Origin of the sequence: Rhizobium sp. BK399 (assembly GCF_014194695.1) — a bacterium.
Taxonomy (GTDB): Bacteria; Pseudomonadota; Alphaproteobacteria; order Rhizobiales; family Rhizobiaceae; genus Rhizobium.
On the sequence record NZ_JACIAH010000010.1, the window covers coordinates 144,402 to 160,040 of the forward strand.

Annotated in this window: 14 protein-coding genes and 1 pseudogene; 10 read left to right on the forward strand and 5 right to left on the reverse strand. The window is 58.3% G+C overall.

Going from position 1 to position 15,639, the window contains the following annotated elements:
- Window positions 1–3: 3 nt before the first annotated feature.
- From FHT97_RS20655 to FHT97_RS20665, 3 genes are all read left to right on the forward strand, one after another.
- Complete coding sequence (locus FHT97_RS20655) at window positions 4–864, forward strand: sugar phosphate isomerase/epimerase (protein ID WP_183864091.1); 861 nt, start codon at window positions 4–6, stop codon at window positions 862–864.
- Between the two features lie 38 nt (window positions 865–902).
- Window positions 903–1,550, forward strand: a complete 648-nt coding sequence (locus FHT97_RS20660) for a nucleoside/nucleotide kinase family protein (RefSeq protein WP_183864092.1) — start codon at window positions 903–905, stop codon at window positions 1,548–1,550.
- Window positions 1,551–1,708: 158 nt separating this feature from the next.
- On the forward strand, window positions 1,709–2,578 hold the full coding sequence (locus tag FHT97_RS20665; protein WP_183864093.1) for a sugar phosphate isomerase/epimerase family protein: 870 nt from the start codon (window positions 1,709–1,711) through the stop codon (window positions 2,576–2,578).
- Between the two features lie 869 nt (window positions 2,579–3,447).
- On the opposite strand, the gene FHT97_RS20670 is transcribed toward FHT97_RS20665, so the two are convergent.
- Genes FHT97_RS20670 through FHT97_RS20685 form a run of 4 tightly spaced genes read right to left on the reverse strand, consistent with a single transcriptional unit; the run spans window position 3,448 to window position 7,301 of the window.
- Window positions 3,448–3,852: a DUF2177 family protein gene (locus FHT97_RS20670; protein WP_183759192.1), complete on the reverse strand. Its 405-nt coding sequence runs from the start codon at window positions 3,850–3,852 to the stop codon at window positions 3,448–3,450.
- Window positions 3,849–5,111: a cyclopropane-fatty-acyl-phospholipid synthase family protein gene (locus FHT97_RS20675; RefSeq protein WP_183759191.1), complete on the reverse strand. Its 1,263-nt coding sequence runs from the start codon at window positions 5,109–5,111 to the stop codon at window positions 3,849–3,851. Before FHT97_RS20675 ends, FHT97_RS20670 begins: the two co-directional genes overlap by 4 nt.
- Window positions 5,098–5,931, reverse strand: coding sequence for a DUF1365 domain-containing protein (locus FHT97_RS20680; RefSeq protein WP_183864094.1), 834 nt, complete (start codon window positions 5,929–5,931; stop codon window positions 5,098–5,100). The genes FHT97_RS20675 and FHT97_RS20680 overlap by 14 nt, the downstream gene beginning before the upstream one ends.
- Window positions 5,928–7,301 carry an NAD(P)/FAD-dependent oxidoreductase gene (locus tag FHT97_RS20685; RefSeq protein WP_183864095.1) on the reverse strand — a complete coding sequence of 458 codons (1,374 nt, stop codon included), beginning with the start codon at window positions 7,299–7,301 and terminating at the stop codon, window positions 5,928–5,930. The genes FHT97_RS20680 and FHT97_RS20685 overlap by 4 nt, the downstream gene beginning before the upstream one ends.
- 878 nt (window positions 7,302–8,179) lie before the next feature.
- Between FHT97_RS20685 and FHT97_RS30955 the strand changes: the two are divergent.
- Together FHT97_RS30955 and FHT97_RS20695 are read left to right on the forward strand one after the other, a co-directional pair.
- Window positions 8,180–8,397 (forward strand): annotated as a pseudogene (locus tag FHT97_RS30955) (carboxymuconolactone decarboxylase family protein); the annotation flags it as partial.
- 131 nt (window positions 8,398–8,528) lie between these two features.
- Window positions 8,529–8,678 (forward strand): hypothetical protein, encoded by a 150-nt coding sequence (locus FHT97_RS20695; protein WP_183864097.1) that lies wholly within the window; start codon window positions 8,529–8,531, stop codon window positions 8,676–8,678.
- A 1,322-nt stretch (window positions 8,679–10,000) separates the two neighbouring features.
- On the opposite strand, the gene FHT97_RS20700 is transcribed toward FHT97_RS20695, so the two are convergent.
- On the reverse strand, window positions 10,001–10,270 hold the full coding sequence (locus FHT97_RS20700; RefSeq protein WP_183759187.1) for an RcnB family protein: 270 nt from the start codon (window positions 10,268–10,270) through the stop codon (window positions 10,001–10,003).
- A 315-nt stretch (window positions 10,271–10,585) separates the two neighbouring features.
- On the opposite strand from FHT97_RS20700, the gene FHT97_RS20705 reads away from it, so the two are divergent.
- The 5 genes from FHT97_RS20705 (at window position 10,586) to nadC (ending at window position 15,547) form a co-directional block, all read left to right on the forward strand.
- Window positions 10,586–10,909, forward strand: a complete 324-nt coding sequence (locus tag FHT97_RS20705) for a hypothetical protein (protein WP_183759186.1) — start codon at window positions 10,586–10,588, stop codon at window positions 10,907–10,909.
- A 230-nt stretch (window positions 10,910–11,139) separates the two neighbouring features.
- Window positions 11,140–12,042 (forward strand): hypothetical protein, encoded by a 903-nt coding sequence (locus tag FHT97_RS20710; RefSeq protein ID WP_183759185.1) that lies wholly within the window; start codon window positions 11,140–11,142, stop codon window positions 12,040–12,042.
- Window positions 12,043–12,112: 70 nt separating this feature from the next.
- A complete protein-coding gene (nadA, locus tag FHT97_RS20715; protein ID WP_183759184.1) occupies window positions 12,113–13,084 on the forward strand; it encodes a quinolinate synthase NadA in 972 nt (323 codons plus the stop codon).
- Window positions 13,081–14,619 (forward strand): L-aspartate oxidase, encoded by a 1,539-nt coding sequence (locus FHT97_RS20720; protein ID WP_183864098.1) that lies wholly within the window; start codon window positions 13,081–13,083, stop codon window positions 14,617–14,619. The genes nadA and FHT97_RS20720 overlap by 4 nt, the downstream gene beginning before the upstream one ends.
- Entirely contained in the window at window positions 14,585–15,547 is a 963-nt protein-coding gene (gene nadC / locus FHT97_RS20725; protein ID WP_246712709.1) for a carboxylating nicotinate-nucleotide diphosphorylase, read from the forward strand. The genes FHT97_RS20720 and nadC overlap by 35 nt, the downstream gene beginning before the upstream one ends.
- Window positions 15,548–15,639: the final 92 nt, after the last annotated feature.

Genomic DNA, 15,639 nt, shown 5'->3' on the forward strand with positions numbered 1-15,639 from the left:
ACGGTGCAGGGTTTTGGAATTCACGCAAGCATGTGGACAATGAATTGGGACCGCGCAGGTGCGGAGCGGGCCATTGCCGGGGCGAAGAAGTACCAGCTCGGATTTATCGAAATCCCGCTGGTTGATGCATCCTCGGTAGACGCCGCGCACACTCGTGCGCTCCTCGAGACAAACAGGATCAAAGCCGCATGCTCACTCGTGCTGCCCGAGGCGGCGTGGGCATCACGACAACCCGATGCGGCGATCCGCCACTTGGAAACAGCAATCGACAAGACCGCCGAAATGGGCGCCGAGGCGCTCACCGGCGTAACCTTTGGCGGCACCAATGAACGAACGGGCTCGCTGCCAACCCAGGCCGAATACGACAACCTTACCCGTGCCCTCGAGGCGGCTGCGAGACGGGCCAGGTCCAAGGGTATTGAGCTCGGCGTCGAGGCCGTAAATCGATACGAAAACCATCTCGTCAATACCGCCGAGCAAGCCGTAGCGCTGGTCGAGCGGATCGGCATGGACAACGTCTTCGTCCACCTGGACACGTTCCACATGAATATCGAGGAGAAGGGGGCCGCCAACGGCATTCTCGCAGCTCGTGATCACCTCAAGTACATGCACATGTCGGAGAGCGATCGTGGAACGCCGGGCGCAGGCAACGTCCCCTGGGATTCGATCTTCGTCGCCCTTTCGGCAATCGGCTTCAAAGGGGCACTGGTGCTGGAGAGCTTTGTCAGCATGCCGACGGAGATGGCCGGCGACATATCGACATGGCGTCCGGTGGCCCGCGACGTGGAGGAAGTCATGGGGAGCGGTCTCTCGTTCCTGCGTGGCAAGGCCGCTCAATACGGGTGGCGGGATTTCGGGGCCTAGGCCGTGGTCTGTCTGGCGGATGGCAAAGGAGGAACTCCTTGAGCAAGATTGATGCAAACGCGCGTGAGATCGCGAAAGTCGCCGTTCAGCGCCTATCTGAAAATGGTGGCAGAAGAGTCCTGATTGCCATTGCAGGTGCACCCGGGTCGGGAAAATCCACTCTCGCGGAAAAGGTCGTTCACGATCTCAAGACCGAGTACGCTGTCAGGCCCGCTTTGTTTCCGATGGATGGCTATCACTATGATGACGCCGTGCTGGAGCAGATGGGCCGGCGGCCCTACAAGGGAGCCATCGACACATTCGACACGCATGGGTTCCGTCGGATGCTCGAGCGGATCAAGGCAAACGAAGATGACGTCATTGCCGTCCCGGTTTTCGATCGCATGATCGAAATCGCCCGTGCTGGGGGAAGCCTGATCCCGCAATCGGTGGACATCATCGTCTGCGAAGGGAACTACCTCCTCTCCCGCCAGGCCCCCTGGGACAGGTTGAAACCGATTTTCGACTTCACTGTCTTTGTGGACGTCAGCGAGGACAATCTGCGAAAAAGGCTCCAGGATCGCTGGCTTTCCTTCGGGCTCGATCCAAGGGAAATCGATCGCAAGGTCGAAGAGAACGATTTGCCGAATGGCCTTGCCATCATCTCGGGAAGCGCTGAGCCCGACCGACGCATCGACAACAATTAATTCTCCAAGTCGGAACGAAGCCTTTCGCTTCGCCGCCTTTCGCCACCGGGTCGCTTTACCGTCTTCGTCGGTTCCGTCGCCCTGTCAGGCACCATCGTTCGTATCTGTCCGACAAAGCGTCGGCAGGAAATGCAAGTTGAAACCTCAAGGAGGCTCCTATGAAACATGGCATCTACTACTCTTACTGGGAACATGAGTGGAGCGCAAAGTTTGGCCCGTACATTGAAAAGGTCGCGAAACTTGGTTTCGACGTTATCGAAGTCGCGGCGCATCATATCAATGAATACAGTGATGCTGACCTCGCGATCATCAGGCAGAGCGCGATAGATAACAACATCATCCTGACTGCAGGTATTGGTCCTTCCAAGAGCAAAAACCTGTCGTCGTCCGACAGTGCAGTCAGGGAAGCCGGCAAGGCATTTTTCAAGCGGACGCTCGCCAATGTGGCCAAGCTTGATATCAAGACGATCGGCGGCGCACTGCATTCGTACTGGCCGGTCGATTATACGCAACCGGTCGACAAGGTCGGCGATCGGGCCCGCGGTGTCGAAGGCATACACAGCATTGCAGACTTTGCGAACGACCTCGGCATAAACCTTTGCATCGAGGTGTTGAACCGGTTCGAGAACCACGTTCTGAACACCGCCACTGAAGGCGTTGCCTTCGTGAAGGACGTCGGCAAGTCGAACGTCAAGGTGATGCTTGACACCTTCCACATGAACATCGAGGAAGACAGTTTCGGCGACGCCATCCGCACCGCCGGTCCGCTGCTAGGTCATTTCCACACTGGGGAAAGTAATCGCCGTGTACCTGGGAAGGGCAGAATACCCTGGCACGAGATCGGCCTCGCGCTCCGTGAGATCAACTACACCGGTGCGGTCGTGATGGAACCGTTCGTCAAGACCGGCGGCACGATTGGCTCTGACATTCGTGTTTGGCGTGATCTGACAGATGGCGCAGGCGAAGCCAGGATGGATGACGATGCGCGTAATTCTCTGGCATTTTCCCGGTTTGTGCTCGGGGGGTGATCCAGGGCCACTTCGGCCAGTGTTCATTGCCCCAGTTGCATGAAGAACATTGGTCGCGGTCGACACATGGCACGAAATGCGCTGATACCGCCGCGACCGTAAACGGGTCGATGCAGTGATCAAGAGCGTTGCTCGAAGTGCTCTGGTGCGGTTCTGAGGTATGCCGCCCGTGCGCGTCCCTGATAGGCTTTGAAAGCAGGAGATCGCCAGTTGGAGCGCACGGTCAATTGCGTGCTCCCCTTTGCGCGGACCGGGGAAAACGGTGTTGACCCGTCTTCTGTCATGTTACGGTATCTGGGATCCTCGCCGCTCCCGCGACTGCGTGCCGCTGTGTGCTAAGCAAGCCTTCTGACCAAACCGCAAGTATGGCGGCGATAGCCATTAGCCGAGCTGGTTCACCGGACGCAAAACATGTCGTCGCGATCCCGCCGGTCCCGACGGAAAACGACCCAAACGGTATCGATCCAACCGCTGTTTCCAGTGTGCTTCTGAACGGTCGACGTGCCGCACATGCCAGCCGAAAGTCCGATCGCAATCCAAATAACGGAGGCGTAATTCAAGTTTTCATCCTGCCGTATATCCGGGATGGTGCTACGAGCGGAGATGGAACCCAGTTCAAAAATCGCCGGCAGTCGAGTGCTTTTTTTAATTGGCGTGGAGGCGTAAAGAAGATCCCTTTCCCCGAATACCTGGTCGTCGTTTCAGCATGTCATCGGTTTACGGTTTCGACTGCGGGGCGTGACCGAAATCGCGAGCGAACGGGCGCAGGAAAATGAAAGCAAGCAGGTGAGGAATGCTCTAAGTTCGGACCTTGCGACGTTAAAAGGAATGCTCGTTCGCCTGGGCCCAACAATCCGATTTGCAAAGGGTCATCCATCGATCCGCAGCGTGATCCAGGAACCTATGCCTGCGGACGCAGCTGACAGCACTGTGCCCCACATCACGTCTACAATTGTCAACGTCGTCGACCAGTTCTTCAGCGTGGACTGATTGGTCAAGTCGTAGGTTGCATAGGCGGTGAAACCGACAATGGCGCCGTAGAGTGCGGCCGTAGCCGGAGAACCGGACATCAAGCCTGTCCTGACGGCAAGAATTGTAAGTCCGGCCGCATAGATCAGATAGAATGCGACAGCCGGAACGAGCCGGAAGTCCGGCGTCAGCGTGTCACCCAAGGTCGGCCGATACAGTCGATTGGCCATGCTGCTCAGCCAGAGAAAGTCGATCGCGACAAAGACGATCAAAGTGGCGAGATAGGCAACGAAGTACATCTTCACTTTGCTCTCCTTTGTCCGCGCGCACTCGAAGCATGTTCGATCGTGTAAAGCCCGACATCGATGCACTCCTCCTCGAAACCCGCCTCGCAGTAGCAGAGATAATAGTTCCAAAGGCGTCGGAACCGCTCGTCGAAGCCTTGCTTCGCAATGGCTGGCCAATGCGCTTGAAAGCGCGACCGCCATTCCGACAGTGTCCGAGCATAGGATTTCCCGAAATGCTCAATCTCCGTGAGTTTTAGTCCCGCGGAGGACACCGCTGCTTCGAGCGCCTTGTCCGAAGGCAGGAATCCGCCCGGGAAGATATATTTCTGGATGAAGTCGATGCCGCGGCGATAGGCCTCGAACCGGCCTTCCTCGATGGAGATGATTTGCAGCACTGCACGACCGTCATTTTTCATGCAGCGTTTCAAGGCTTCGAAGTAGCTTGCCCAATAGGCTTCGCCGACAGCTTCGAACATCTCGATTGACACAATGCGATCGAACTGGCCCTCTACATCGCGGTAGTCCTTCAACTGCAGATCGATCTGGCGAGCCTTGTTGCCTTTATTCACCGCGTCTTTCGCCCAAACCAGTTGCGACGGTGAAAGGGTCACGCCGACGACCTCGGCATTCGATCTGGTTGCAAGTTCAAGGGCAAGCGCGCCCCAGCCGCATCCCAGTTCGAGCACGCTTTCGCCGCCCTTGAGCGCAAGCTTCTCTTGAATCCGGTCGAGGTGTTTCTGCTGGGCGGCTTCGAGGCTTAGCGTCGCATTGTCAAAGATCGCGGAGGAATACAGCATCGTCTCATCAAGCCATTCCCTGTAGAAATCGTTGCCGAGATCGTAATGGGCCTTGATGTTGCGTCGACTTCCATTTTTCGTATTGGCATTCAGGAGATGGCGGGTTCTGTTGATAAGCCGCATTAAGACGTTGCCGTCGATCGCCCTCGCTAGGGCATCCCTGTTGCGTGATGCGAGCCGAATGACCGCCGTCAGGTCAGGCGTCGTCCAGTCTTCCTCAATAAACCCTTCGGCAAAGCCGATACTGCCAGCCGTGACGAGGCGGCGAAGCATTCGCCAGTTCCGCATGACGATTGTTGCATCGGGACCGGGTCTGGTACCGGACTTTTCGACAACGATACCGGACGGTAGCATGATCCTCAGGCGCCCAGAATGAAGATTCCCGATCAGACGTCCCAAAAGCCGGCCTCCGAAGCCTAGTTCGTCGCAATGAGCCGGCAGCGGACGTGGCAAATGAGAGAAATCGTCAAACTGACTCATGAAACTCGATCTTTCGATGCTGTGCGCTTTCCTCGATGCGGTCGTTGCGGACCAAGGAAACGGAATGTTTCGGCGGCTTCGGACGCACACGCAGGCGAACACCCTTCAGCCAGATTTTTATCGCTTCCCAATGGATGCCGCCGATAACCCGAAGCGTCAGTAAGGGAGTGGCGAAGAATGTCTTCAGCAGGGCGGCGTCTGTCAGTTCGGTCCGCTGTGCCAGATGTCGAGCCGTCAGCAGCAGCCCTTCCTCGTCCAATGCACCGATACTGATTAAAATCTTGTCCGAAGGAGGCAGAACACGGAATTCGTAACGAAGGTTCATATCCATGAACGGCGAGACGTAGAATGCCTTGTCACAATGCTGGACGATCTCCGCCCCGTCGGGTGTTTCCACAGGGATCATATAGCCGTGGCGCTCCCCGAACGTATTGTCCACCTCCCAGAGGATCGCCCTCAGCGCCCCATCCTTGCCGTAGCAGAAGAACGCGCTCAACGGATTGAAGGCCCAACCCAAAAGCCGCGGCATGGTCAGCAGGCGAATGGAACCGCCATCCGGCTCGACGCCTGCCGCCAACATACTGCGCTCCACCTGCTTCTTGAGGTCGGAACCGGAGCGATCGCCGCGATCCTTGCGGTAAAACGAAAAGACGTTGAAGCGATCGACGGAAAATAGCCTCAGCCCCCGGTCGAGGGCCTCAAGTTCGTCGAGATCGATGAGAAGTGAATAGATGTGATAGGTCAGCCGGTGCTGTTTTGGCTTTAGCCGCTTATGCGTCACCTTCCCGGGAAAAAGTGCCGACTGGAGCTTGGCCGTCATGCCGGCACCTCCAGACTTGAGGAAAGTTCCACCGGCCTTGCCAACGGCCTGCGAACGATGCGGCCGCTTTCCTGCGGGACCGTCCAAGGGCGTCGCACGCCACCAAGATCCTCGGCAACGGCAAGCCCGGCTTGAATACCATCCTCATGGAAGCCGGAGCCGAAATGCGCGCCGCAGAACCACGTATTGCGTTGGCCCTGTAGCGACCAGATCTCATGCTGCGCCCGGTCGGTATCAAGGTCGAATACCGGATGGTCGTAGGTCTCGCGGCGAATGACGGTCCCATCGCACGGCTCGCGGCGTGGGTTGAGCGTCACAAAAGTCGGCGGTGCTGCTCCCAAAGGCTGCAGCCTGTTCATCCAATAGGTGATCGACGGTCGCGTAGGGCCCTCTCGTGTCTCGGAGACATAGTTCCAACTGGACCAGGCAGCGCGCCGCTTCGGCATCAGGCTGGCATCCCCGTGTAGCACCGCCTCGTTCTGCGAATAACGAAAGACACCAAGAATTCGTCGCTCGTCACAAGTCGCATCGGCCAGCATGCGAAGCGCCTGATCCGCATGCGTTGCGATCACGACATGATCGAAGACGTGCATCTCGCCACGGGCGTCCCGGATCTCGACAGATCCGGGCAGACGACGTATTGCGCCCACCGCTGTTGAACGCAGGATGCGATCGGCGAACGGGCGGGTCAGCCTGGTCACGTATTCCCGACTGCCGCCTTTCACAGTGCGCCAGGCAGGACGATCGTGCAGGTCGAGGAGCCCGTGATTGTGGCAAAACTTCACGAAGCCGGCGGCTGGATACGCACCAACCTGCATGGCGGGGGTCGACCAGATCGCCGCTGCCATCGGATAAAGGTGATCATCGCGGAATGCTCGACCATAGCCGTTGTGGGTGAGGTAATCGTCGAGAGAAATGCCTCCCATCATTGCTAGATCACGCGGCGCACAACGATAGAACCGCAAGAGATCCCGTATCATCGACCAGAAACGCGGTCTGACGAAATTGGATTTCTGGGCAAAAAGACCGAGGCCTTTGCCACCGGAATATTCGAAGGTGCCGTCGTTTAGCGAGACAGCGAATGACATATTGGAGGCCGCGGTTGGCACGTCGAGCGCACGGAAGAGTGCGGTCAGATTGGGATATGTAACCTCGTTATAGACGATGAAGCCGGTATCGACTGTAGTCGCAATACCGCGACGTTCGAATTCGACGGTATTGCAATGACCGCCGATGCGATCGGCAGCTTCAAACACCGTTATGTCGTGGCGTTGCGACAGGAGCCAAGCCGCCGACAGACCAGAAATACCACTGCCGATTACGGCGATATTCAGACGTTTTTCGCCCGTACTCCGATGGTGAAACGACATGTGCAGTCCTCTTGGTTCGGCCCGTCTCCGGCCCTTGGCCAGCCTTTTCCTCAACCGCATGTACGAGAGCAACTTCCGCTTAGTTTGGTTGGGAGAGAAAATTTTTCAGTCAGGTTTTTTGTCAACGCGAGCTTGAATCGTGCCTCGCCGTGGCGCATTTCCACGGAACAAGTCACAAGGCGCGGTGAACGGTTCGCCTCTTGGCGGCCGGATGTCGCTGGGCACGGGTACTCCCGCAAGTCGTCAATCTGAGATCCAGCCGGACGGCCTGTGGCGTGGAGGGCATTAGGGAATGGAGCAATGCGTGCTAGCGACATACCGATCTGTCGAACGGAAAAGTAAAGAAGCCGCTTGAGCGGGATGATCAAAATTAATAGCACAACGTGCGCAACATGCCTTCGTAGTTCGGCTTTTTGCTACAGTCTTGCGCCGATGCTGTGATGGCGCCACGCCTCGGAACCGTGGTTGCCCCGCCTTTTGCTTCAATTGAGCTGCATCCAACCGCGATCAGGGCTGTGGCCTCGATCAGCGCTCCGACAAGGAGAAGCCGCGCAAGCGTTTGAGATCCCTTGCAATCACGTTGATCTACGACAACGTGGCACCTCAAGCTGCAGGAATGTTCTATCATGACGCGCCTCGGATCTTGGAACGTATATTGTTTCGTAAGAGCGGCTCTATCGCACCCTTTGATGTTTCTTGAAGCGTTGTGGCGGTGGAAGGGACGTATGAGTTTCACCTCAACTTTCACCCGAACCGAATTGGCTAGTTCCGTAACTTCGCGGCAGTTCACATCATCTCACGCACTCATGGTCGGGCATGGTCGGGACATCTCTCGTCCATGTTTACGCATGGAGAGCGATTTAGATCAGTCCAAAGCACTTGCTCCCCGGGATAGAAGTCTTGTCACGGTCAGCAGCCTGATGGCTGCCTGAAATGTCGCCCAGATCAAATTTCATCTCGGCAAGGCGATGGACAGCGGATTGACGGCGGCAGAGACTGGCGAAATTGTGGCCCATGTTGCCTTTATGCGGGTTGGCCCGCCGCGTTTTCAGCCGCTCCGGTGGTTGGCGAAGTATTGAAGGGCCAAGGCCGGTAAACCGACGCATCTTGTTGCGCGGACGCAAAAGGCGGAAAGGGAGTGCCATGCCGCATATCGTTGTAGAGATGATCAAGGGCCGGACAGAGGGCCAAAAGAAGTAACTGGCGGCACAGCTCAGCAAAGCCGTGATGTCGGTCTTGGGAAACGATGAAGGATCGGTGTCGGTGGCGATCGAACACGTTGCTCCAGCTCGCTGGGACCAGGACGGTTTCATCCCTGAAATCAAGGGTAGGAAGCACACGCTGTATCAGACGCCGGGCTACGCATCGGTCAATTGAGGCTCCGTCTTACCCGTCCATCCAATTGCGCGGGGCCGCATCCCTCGGGCCAGAACAACGCAGGTCGGCGTTTGGACAGATTTTTCTGCGGGCAGGCGCCCGGCTCGTTCACGCGCTGCTTTACGAGCCGACCTGCGCTGGTCGGCGGGGTGGAGTGGCCGGGCACTCAAAGTAACCTGGGCGTTCAGCCAAATCTGTCGAGAGCCGCTAACACTAAAGAGGCGGGGCATTCTGCTCCAAATAGAATTATGATGGTAGATAATGCTTTGCGGCGGCTGATTGGTGACGGCCAGCAAAAAAAGAACCCCGCGTTGCTTGCGGGGTTTGGAGATGAACATCGAAATGCGCCCAAAAGCCAGAGCGCAGTCGAACTGTATCCAACGGTTTGCAAGCCTTCAAGCCTTTGTTCAACTCGTTCTGATGTCGTGCGTAATGTCGTCTCCAGCGAATCCGTCTCCGTCGCATTCAACGGTCGATCCGATCCGGACGTCCCGCTAGGCCGTGCCAGGTTTATGATCTCCTGCATTTTGACCGCCCTAGCAGCATGGAACCTATCTACGCCGCCAACTCGTTCAGACGAACGCAGGGAGCTGGCGGCCGTTCCGAGGATCGAGGGTGACGAACGTCAACTGGGAACAAGGATGCATAAAAGCATAAGCCGCGGTCTGCTATCGGGCATTCCCGAAAGTCCCTTAATACAGTGGACGCAGGTCGCACTGCGGAAAAGAAACCCCGCAGTCTCGGGTGCGGGGTCGGAATTGTGCTTCCAGGGGTTTCAATTCTGAAGCGTGCGGGAAACGGTCGATATCGGGCCTTTGTTCCTGCGCATGCGCAAAAAGTTTCCACCTGAAGGAACGGTGGACGATCATCGGACTGGAGGTAGGTTTGAGAGTGGTTGACCCAGTGGGCCTTCCACGCCGGTGCGACTGTATGGAAGACAAGCGTCTCTGGAAACGCAAAGGCCCCGCCGGAGAACAAGCGGGGCCATGCTGAAAGGGAAACAACGGTGACGTGCAAACCCTCCCTTTCGACGGTTCCAACAACGGTCGTTGGCTATTGCTCAGAGCATTGCCGGGCCTCCTTCGGCTTCACAATGCACCACAGCCCCGACGGCTGAACCCTCCCGTCACCGCCGTTTGCCCAGCAGGGGAAGTGAAATGCATCGAGCGCTCAATGGAAAAATGCCCCGCCTGAAACAAAAAAGCGGGCAGTTCAAGCGGCAGTTTCTGGAATGACGGGGAAGTGCGACCCCGTTCTTCCTGCGGCCGAACAATACACGTGCCCTTTTGTTCCAGGGATCCATGGCGCTCGGAGTTGCGTAGTCAAATGGCGGCGGACAAGCTCAGTATGACGCCGGTCGCCGTATTGAGCAGCACGAAGTGGTTATCGACCCTGACCCACTCTTGTCCGATGCCCGGTTCGTGCAAACCAAAACGGTGATAGTCCTTCACGCTGCTGTACCAGCGCCAATTTTGCATTGGGCGGCCTTTGTCCAGCCGGTACCCCCATTCGTCTGGCTCACGCCGTTGTTCTGCTTGTGAGTGGGAGACTGCCAGCATCATGCCGGCAATTGCGAAAGCGACAGGCTTCATCAGATATCCTCGTTCATTGGACGAGGGCAGCTAAGAGGCCATGCGGTTAACAGAGGCTTAATTTCGGGATGATGGTTTACAGTCACAGCACCTTCATCCCGGTTGTCTCCGAGTCGCCGGATCATGTCGGACTGATTTGCTGCAAAGGCGCATTGACGACCTCAACAAACTGACCGCGTTCCAGCCTCATCTCTTGCAAATGACAGAGAGCCTCATGAGCGCGGAGCGGACCGCGGACATCAAAACGCGGCTGTGTTCGAGCGTTGACTTTGATTCACGTGTGTGTTCAATGGTTTGGCGGGAGAGGATCAATTTTTGGCCATTGCGACAGACGTCATTTCGCAACTCGTTCGCGCCGCGAACGAGGTCGATAAGATTCAGCCTGACGAGTTCAGTGGGCTGATCTATCGGTCGATTGTTGTTATCCGGGACCTCCGCGAATCTGTCGGCATCCCAGGAAGCGGCACGCGGAGCGACGCCATTGTCTTGCTTTGGGCGCTTGCAAGGTCGGCACCCAGTCGAAGCAGGAGTGAACTTGGCGAGGCACTCCTCCAAGCCGCCGACATGATCCGCACGCTGCACATTGTCGCCGACAGCGGCGTCGCGATAGATCTAAAGGTCATGGAACACGTGGACTGAACAGTCCTTACATCAACAACTGGGTATAGGAATGTGAGCGCCCTTGGTATTGTCGACGAGGAAATGTATCTGCGGGCATCCGTCTCGTCCATTCTTTCGAAGGCAACGTCCCGTGCTCGTCTCGGGCCGCTGACTGGCAAATTTGTGGTTTGTCGATCTGCCCGGTGCTTTCCGACAGAATCTGGTTATGTCAGAAATTGCAGCAGCTGAAGAGATGGATTCGTAAGCCAGTGACGATCGGGTTTGCCCACGCCGAATTGATCGCCGTCCTTGTTGCCGTTACAGGCAACGAGCCACGTGTCATGACCATTCGCGCCGGCGAGGCATTGCCATCGGGGCCCTTCGAGATGGGTCATAGAACCTTGCAAAGCGGGTTGCGTGAATGGGTTCAGGACCAGACCGGTCATCCGGTCGGCTATCTGGAGCAGCTCTACACCTTCGCTGACCGCGACAGGAACAATGAGATCCTTGGCGGCAGGACGATTTCGATAAGCTACCTGGGCCTTGTGCATGAAGAGGCCGCTCGGGGTGGTGGTCGGCCTGGCTGGCAGGGCTGGTACAGCTATTTTCCCTGGGAGGACCGGCGGTCAGGGCGACCAGCCGACACGGATCGTATCGAAGCTCGTCTGACGGCATGGGCCGAGCGGGATCCGCACCGGCAACAGGACCGAATGCGTCGAGCACGTTTTGCCTTCGGGTTCGGCGGCGCGCGGTGGAATGAGGATCTTGTCTTGCAGCGGTACGAGCTCCTCTATGAAGCGGGTCTGGTCGCGGAGTCGGGTAGGGAGATGGATGCCAACGCCGGTCGGACAATGTTTGCCGATCATCGGCGTATCCTCGCAACGGCGATTGCGAGGTTGCGGGCAAAGATCAAGTATCGCCCCGTCGTCTTTGAGCTCATGCCCGAGAGCTTCACTTTGCTGCAATTGCAACGCAGCGTCGAGGCTCTCGCCGGGCTGACGCTCCATAAGCAGAACTTCCGGCGATTGATCGAACAGCAGGACCTTGTCGAGGAAACTGGCGAGAGGATGAGCGAAACGGGCGGCCGGCCCGCGAAACTTTTCCGTTATCGCCATGCTGTGCGTGAAGAGCGCGAGCTGTCCGGATCCAGGCTTCCCATTTCACGCGGTTGACATATGCTCAAAAGGAGAATATCTATTGCGTCCACGATATACTCATAGAGAGTATAAATTGGAGCATGCCATGAATCGCAACGTTTCCGCGTCCTCCCTTTATGAGCGCGTCCAGCGTGTTATTCCGAAAGCAGAGTGGATGTCGTTCGAAGACGACGTCGAGGCGATCCTCGATCTCAAGCGAAAACGCAACGCGGTCATCCTTGCTCACAACTATCAGACACCCGAGATTTTCCATGGTGTAGCCGACATCGTTGGCGATAGTCTCGCTCTTGCGCGCAAGGCCATCGACGTCGAGGCCGACGTGATCGTGCTGGCCGGCGTGCATTTCATGGCCGAGACAGCCAAGCTCCTCAACCCGGGCAAGACCGTCCTCATTCCGGATATGGGAGCTGGCTGTTCGCTTGCTGACTCGATCACGCCCGAGGACGTGGCGCTTTTGCGCAAGGCACATCCAGGCGTGCCTATCATTACCTACGTAAACACCTCGGCGGCCGTGAAGGCCGCGTCCGACATTTGTTGCACGTCGGGTAATGCGAAGCAGGTGGTTGAATCGCTCGGCGTACCGCGCGTGCTGATGATCCCAGATGAATATCTCGCTCGCAACGTCGCGCGTGAAACGGATGTCGAGGTGCTCGCCTGGCACGGTCACTGTGAGGTCCACGAGCTGTTTACGGCAGACGATGTCAGGCAACTTCGTGAAAACCACCCGGGCGTGACGGTTTTGGCACATCCGGAATGTCCGCCCGATGTCGTCGCGGCCGCCGATTTTGCGGGGTCAACTGCGGTCATGTCGGACTTCGTCGGACAGCGGCGCCCGGCTCGCGTTGTGCTGCTGACGGAATGCTCCATGAGCGACAATGTTTCCGTCCATCATCCTGATGTCGAATTCATTCGCCCTTGCAATCTTTGCCCGCACATGAAGCGGATCACCTTGGCGAACATCCGCACAGCCCTCGAGCAGAATCGCCACGAGGTCACTGTCGACCCGGAAGTAGCCGTCGCTGCAAGGCGGGCCGTTGAGCGGATGCTCGCCATATGATCGGGCGGTTCGACGATTTGAACGGCAAGGTCGTCGTCGTCGGAAGCGGCCTTGCCGGCCTCATGACAACCCTTACGCTTTCGCCGCAACCGGTCGTGCTCGTCACCCGTGGGGCAATCGGAGAACACACATCAAGCGCCTGGGCGCAGGGCGGGATCGCTGCAAGTCTAGGTAGGGATGACGGGGCCGATCTGCATCTCGTTGATACGCTCGCGGCCGGTGACGGCCTCTGCAATCCCTTAGTTGCCGCTGATATTGTCGCCGAGGGTCCGGCGGTCATTGCTAGTCTGGAGCGGGCAGGTGTCACGTTCGACCGGGACAGCTTAGGGCACCTGGTGCTGGGGCTCGAAGCAGCTCACTCCCGTCGCCGCATCGTGCATGCTTCCGGAGACGGATCAGGTGCGGCCGTCGTCGCCGCACTTCTTGAGGCCGTTGCGGCAACGCCCTCGATCACCGTTCTTGATGGGACCGAGCTGCGCTCCCTTCTGACATGTGATGGGACCGTCAGCGGCGTGGTCGTGTCCAGGGCTTCGCAGCTCACGGCCATCGCGACCAACCGGGTGGTGTTGGCGACCGGCGGGATTGGCGGCCTTTACGACTCCACGACCAATCCGGTCAGCAACTTCGGTCAGGGCATTGCATTGGCTGCGAGGGCCGGCGCAGTGCTTGCCGATATGGAATTCGTACAGTTTCATCCGACAGGACTCGATTCGGCGCGGCGTCCGCTTGCCCTTGTGAGTGAGGCGGTTCGGGGCGAGGGAGCAATCCTCCTCAACGACCGGGGAGAGCGCTTCATGTGGGGTATTGCTGGGGCGGAACTTGCGCCACGCGACGTCGTCGCGCGTGCCATCAGTGCCGAGCTGTCAAAGGGGCGACGCGTCTTCCTCGATGCTCGTGGGGCACTTGGCAATCGGTTCGCCACCCGCTTCCCGACCATCGATGCGCTATGCCGCGAGGCAGGCATAAACCCGGGCTCTGACATTATCCCCGTTCGCCCGGCCGTTCACTACCACATGGGCGGAATTGCAACCGATGCGAGGGGCCGGAGCTCGGTTTCGGGACTTTGGGTTGTCGGGGAGGCCGCGTCAACGGGTCTCCACGGAGCCAACCGTCTGGCAAGCAATTCCTTGCTCGAAGCCGCCGTCCTCGGCGTACGGGCCGCGCAAGATCTCAGCGGCACCGTCGAAGGGGCCATTCGACGGGTTCGATCGATGCCTCCTTCGCAGGCGCCGGACGCGTCTGCTGTAAGGGGTACCGTTTCGGCTAACCTCGGCGTCCTGCGCAACGCGGCCTCCCTTCGGACGGCGATTTCCACGCTGTTGCCGATCGCCGAAGGCACAACTTTAACAGCCGATCCGGCTATTGTCGCCCTGGCGATCGCCGTCTTCGCGATGCTTCGCGAGGAAAGCCGTGGCGCGCATGCTCGAACAGACTTTCCATCAAAGCTGCCGGCTGCAACCCGCCGGTTCATGACGCTCGCGGACATTCTTGATGCCGCGCATGCCAATATCCAGTCTTTTGCCAGGAGTGCCTGACATGTCCCTTGCTCCCTTGCCTCGTATTGTCATCGAACCGATGGTGCGCGCCGCGCTTATTGAAGATCTTGGGCTTGCCGGCGACGTTACGTCGGCTGCGGTCATCCCTGCGGACCACCAGTCGTCGTTCCTCATGGTCGCGCGGCAGCCCGGGACAATAGCTGGTCTTGATGCTGCGGAACTCGCGCTCCAGCTCGTCGATCCGACGATTGCAGTGACGCGGGAGGTGGAGGACGGTCGTCGGGTAAGTCCCGGTGATACGATCGCGACGATCAGCGGGCCGTCGCGCGGCATCCTGACCGGCGAGCGCACGGCGCTCAATTTTCTGGGGCATCTGTCAGGCATCGCGACGGTGACGGCGAACCTCGTTGACGCCGTTGCCGGGACAAAGGCGTCGATAGCATGCACCCGCAAGACGACGCCGGGGTTGCGCGCGCTGGAGAAGTACGCAGTTCGTGCCGGCGGCGGAATGAGCCACCGTTTCGCCCTCCATGATGCCGTCCTCATCAAGGACAATCACGTTGCGATCGCAGGAGGTGTCGTCAACGCAATTCGACGCGCCCGCGCCGGCGTCGGTCACATGGTCAAGATCGAGGTCGAAGTTGATACGCTGGATCAGCTGCGCGAGGCCATGGAGGAGGGTGTCGATGCTGTCCTGCTCGACAACATGACGCCGTCACAACTCCGCGAAGCCGTTTCGATCATCGATGGGCGTGCCATTGCGGAAGCATCGGGGAGGGTTACGCCCGAAACCGTAGCGATGATCGCATCCTCGGGAATCGATCTTGTATCGGTCGGTTGGTGTACCCATAGCGCGCCGACGCTTGATATCGGACTGGATGCTCCACCCCAACAACTGAGCGGGCGACTGTCAAACGGGACGTCGGCGAGGGGATTCGCAGCCCTGTCCCTTACCTGTCGTCGGTAGGCAAGTTGACTGCAGGCCCATCCGCGAAGGGCCGCGACACTGACGACGCTGCCGCCGCTTCTGGGAAAGGCACGATCTGGCGGCGAGGACCG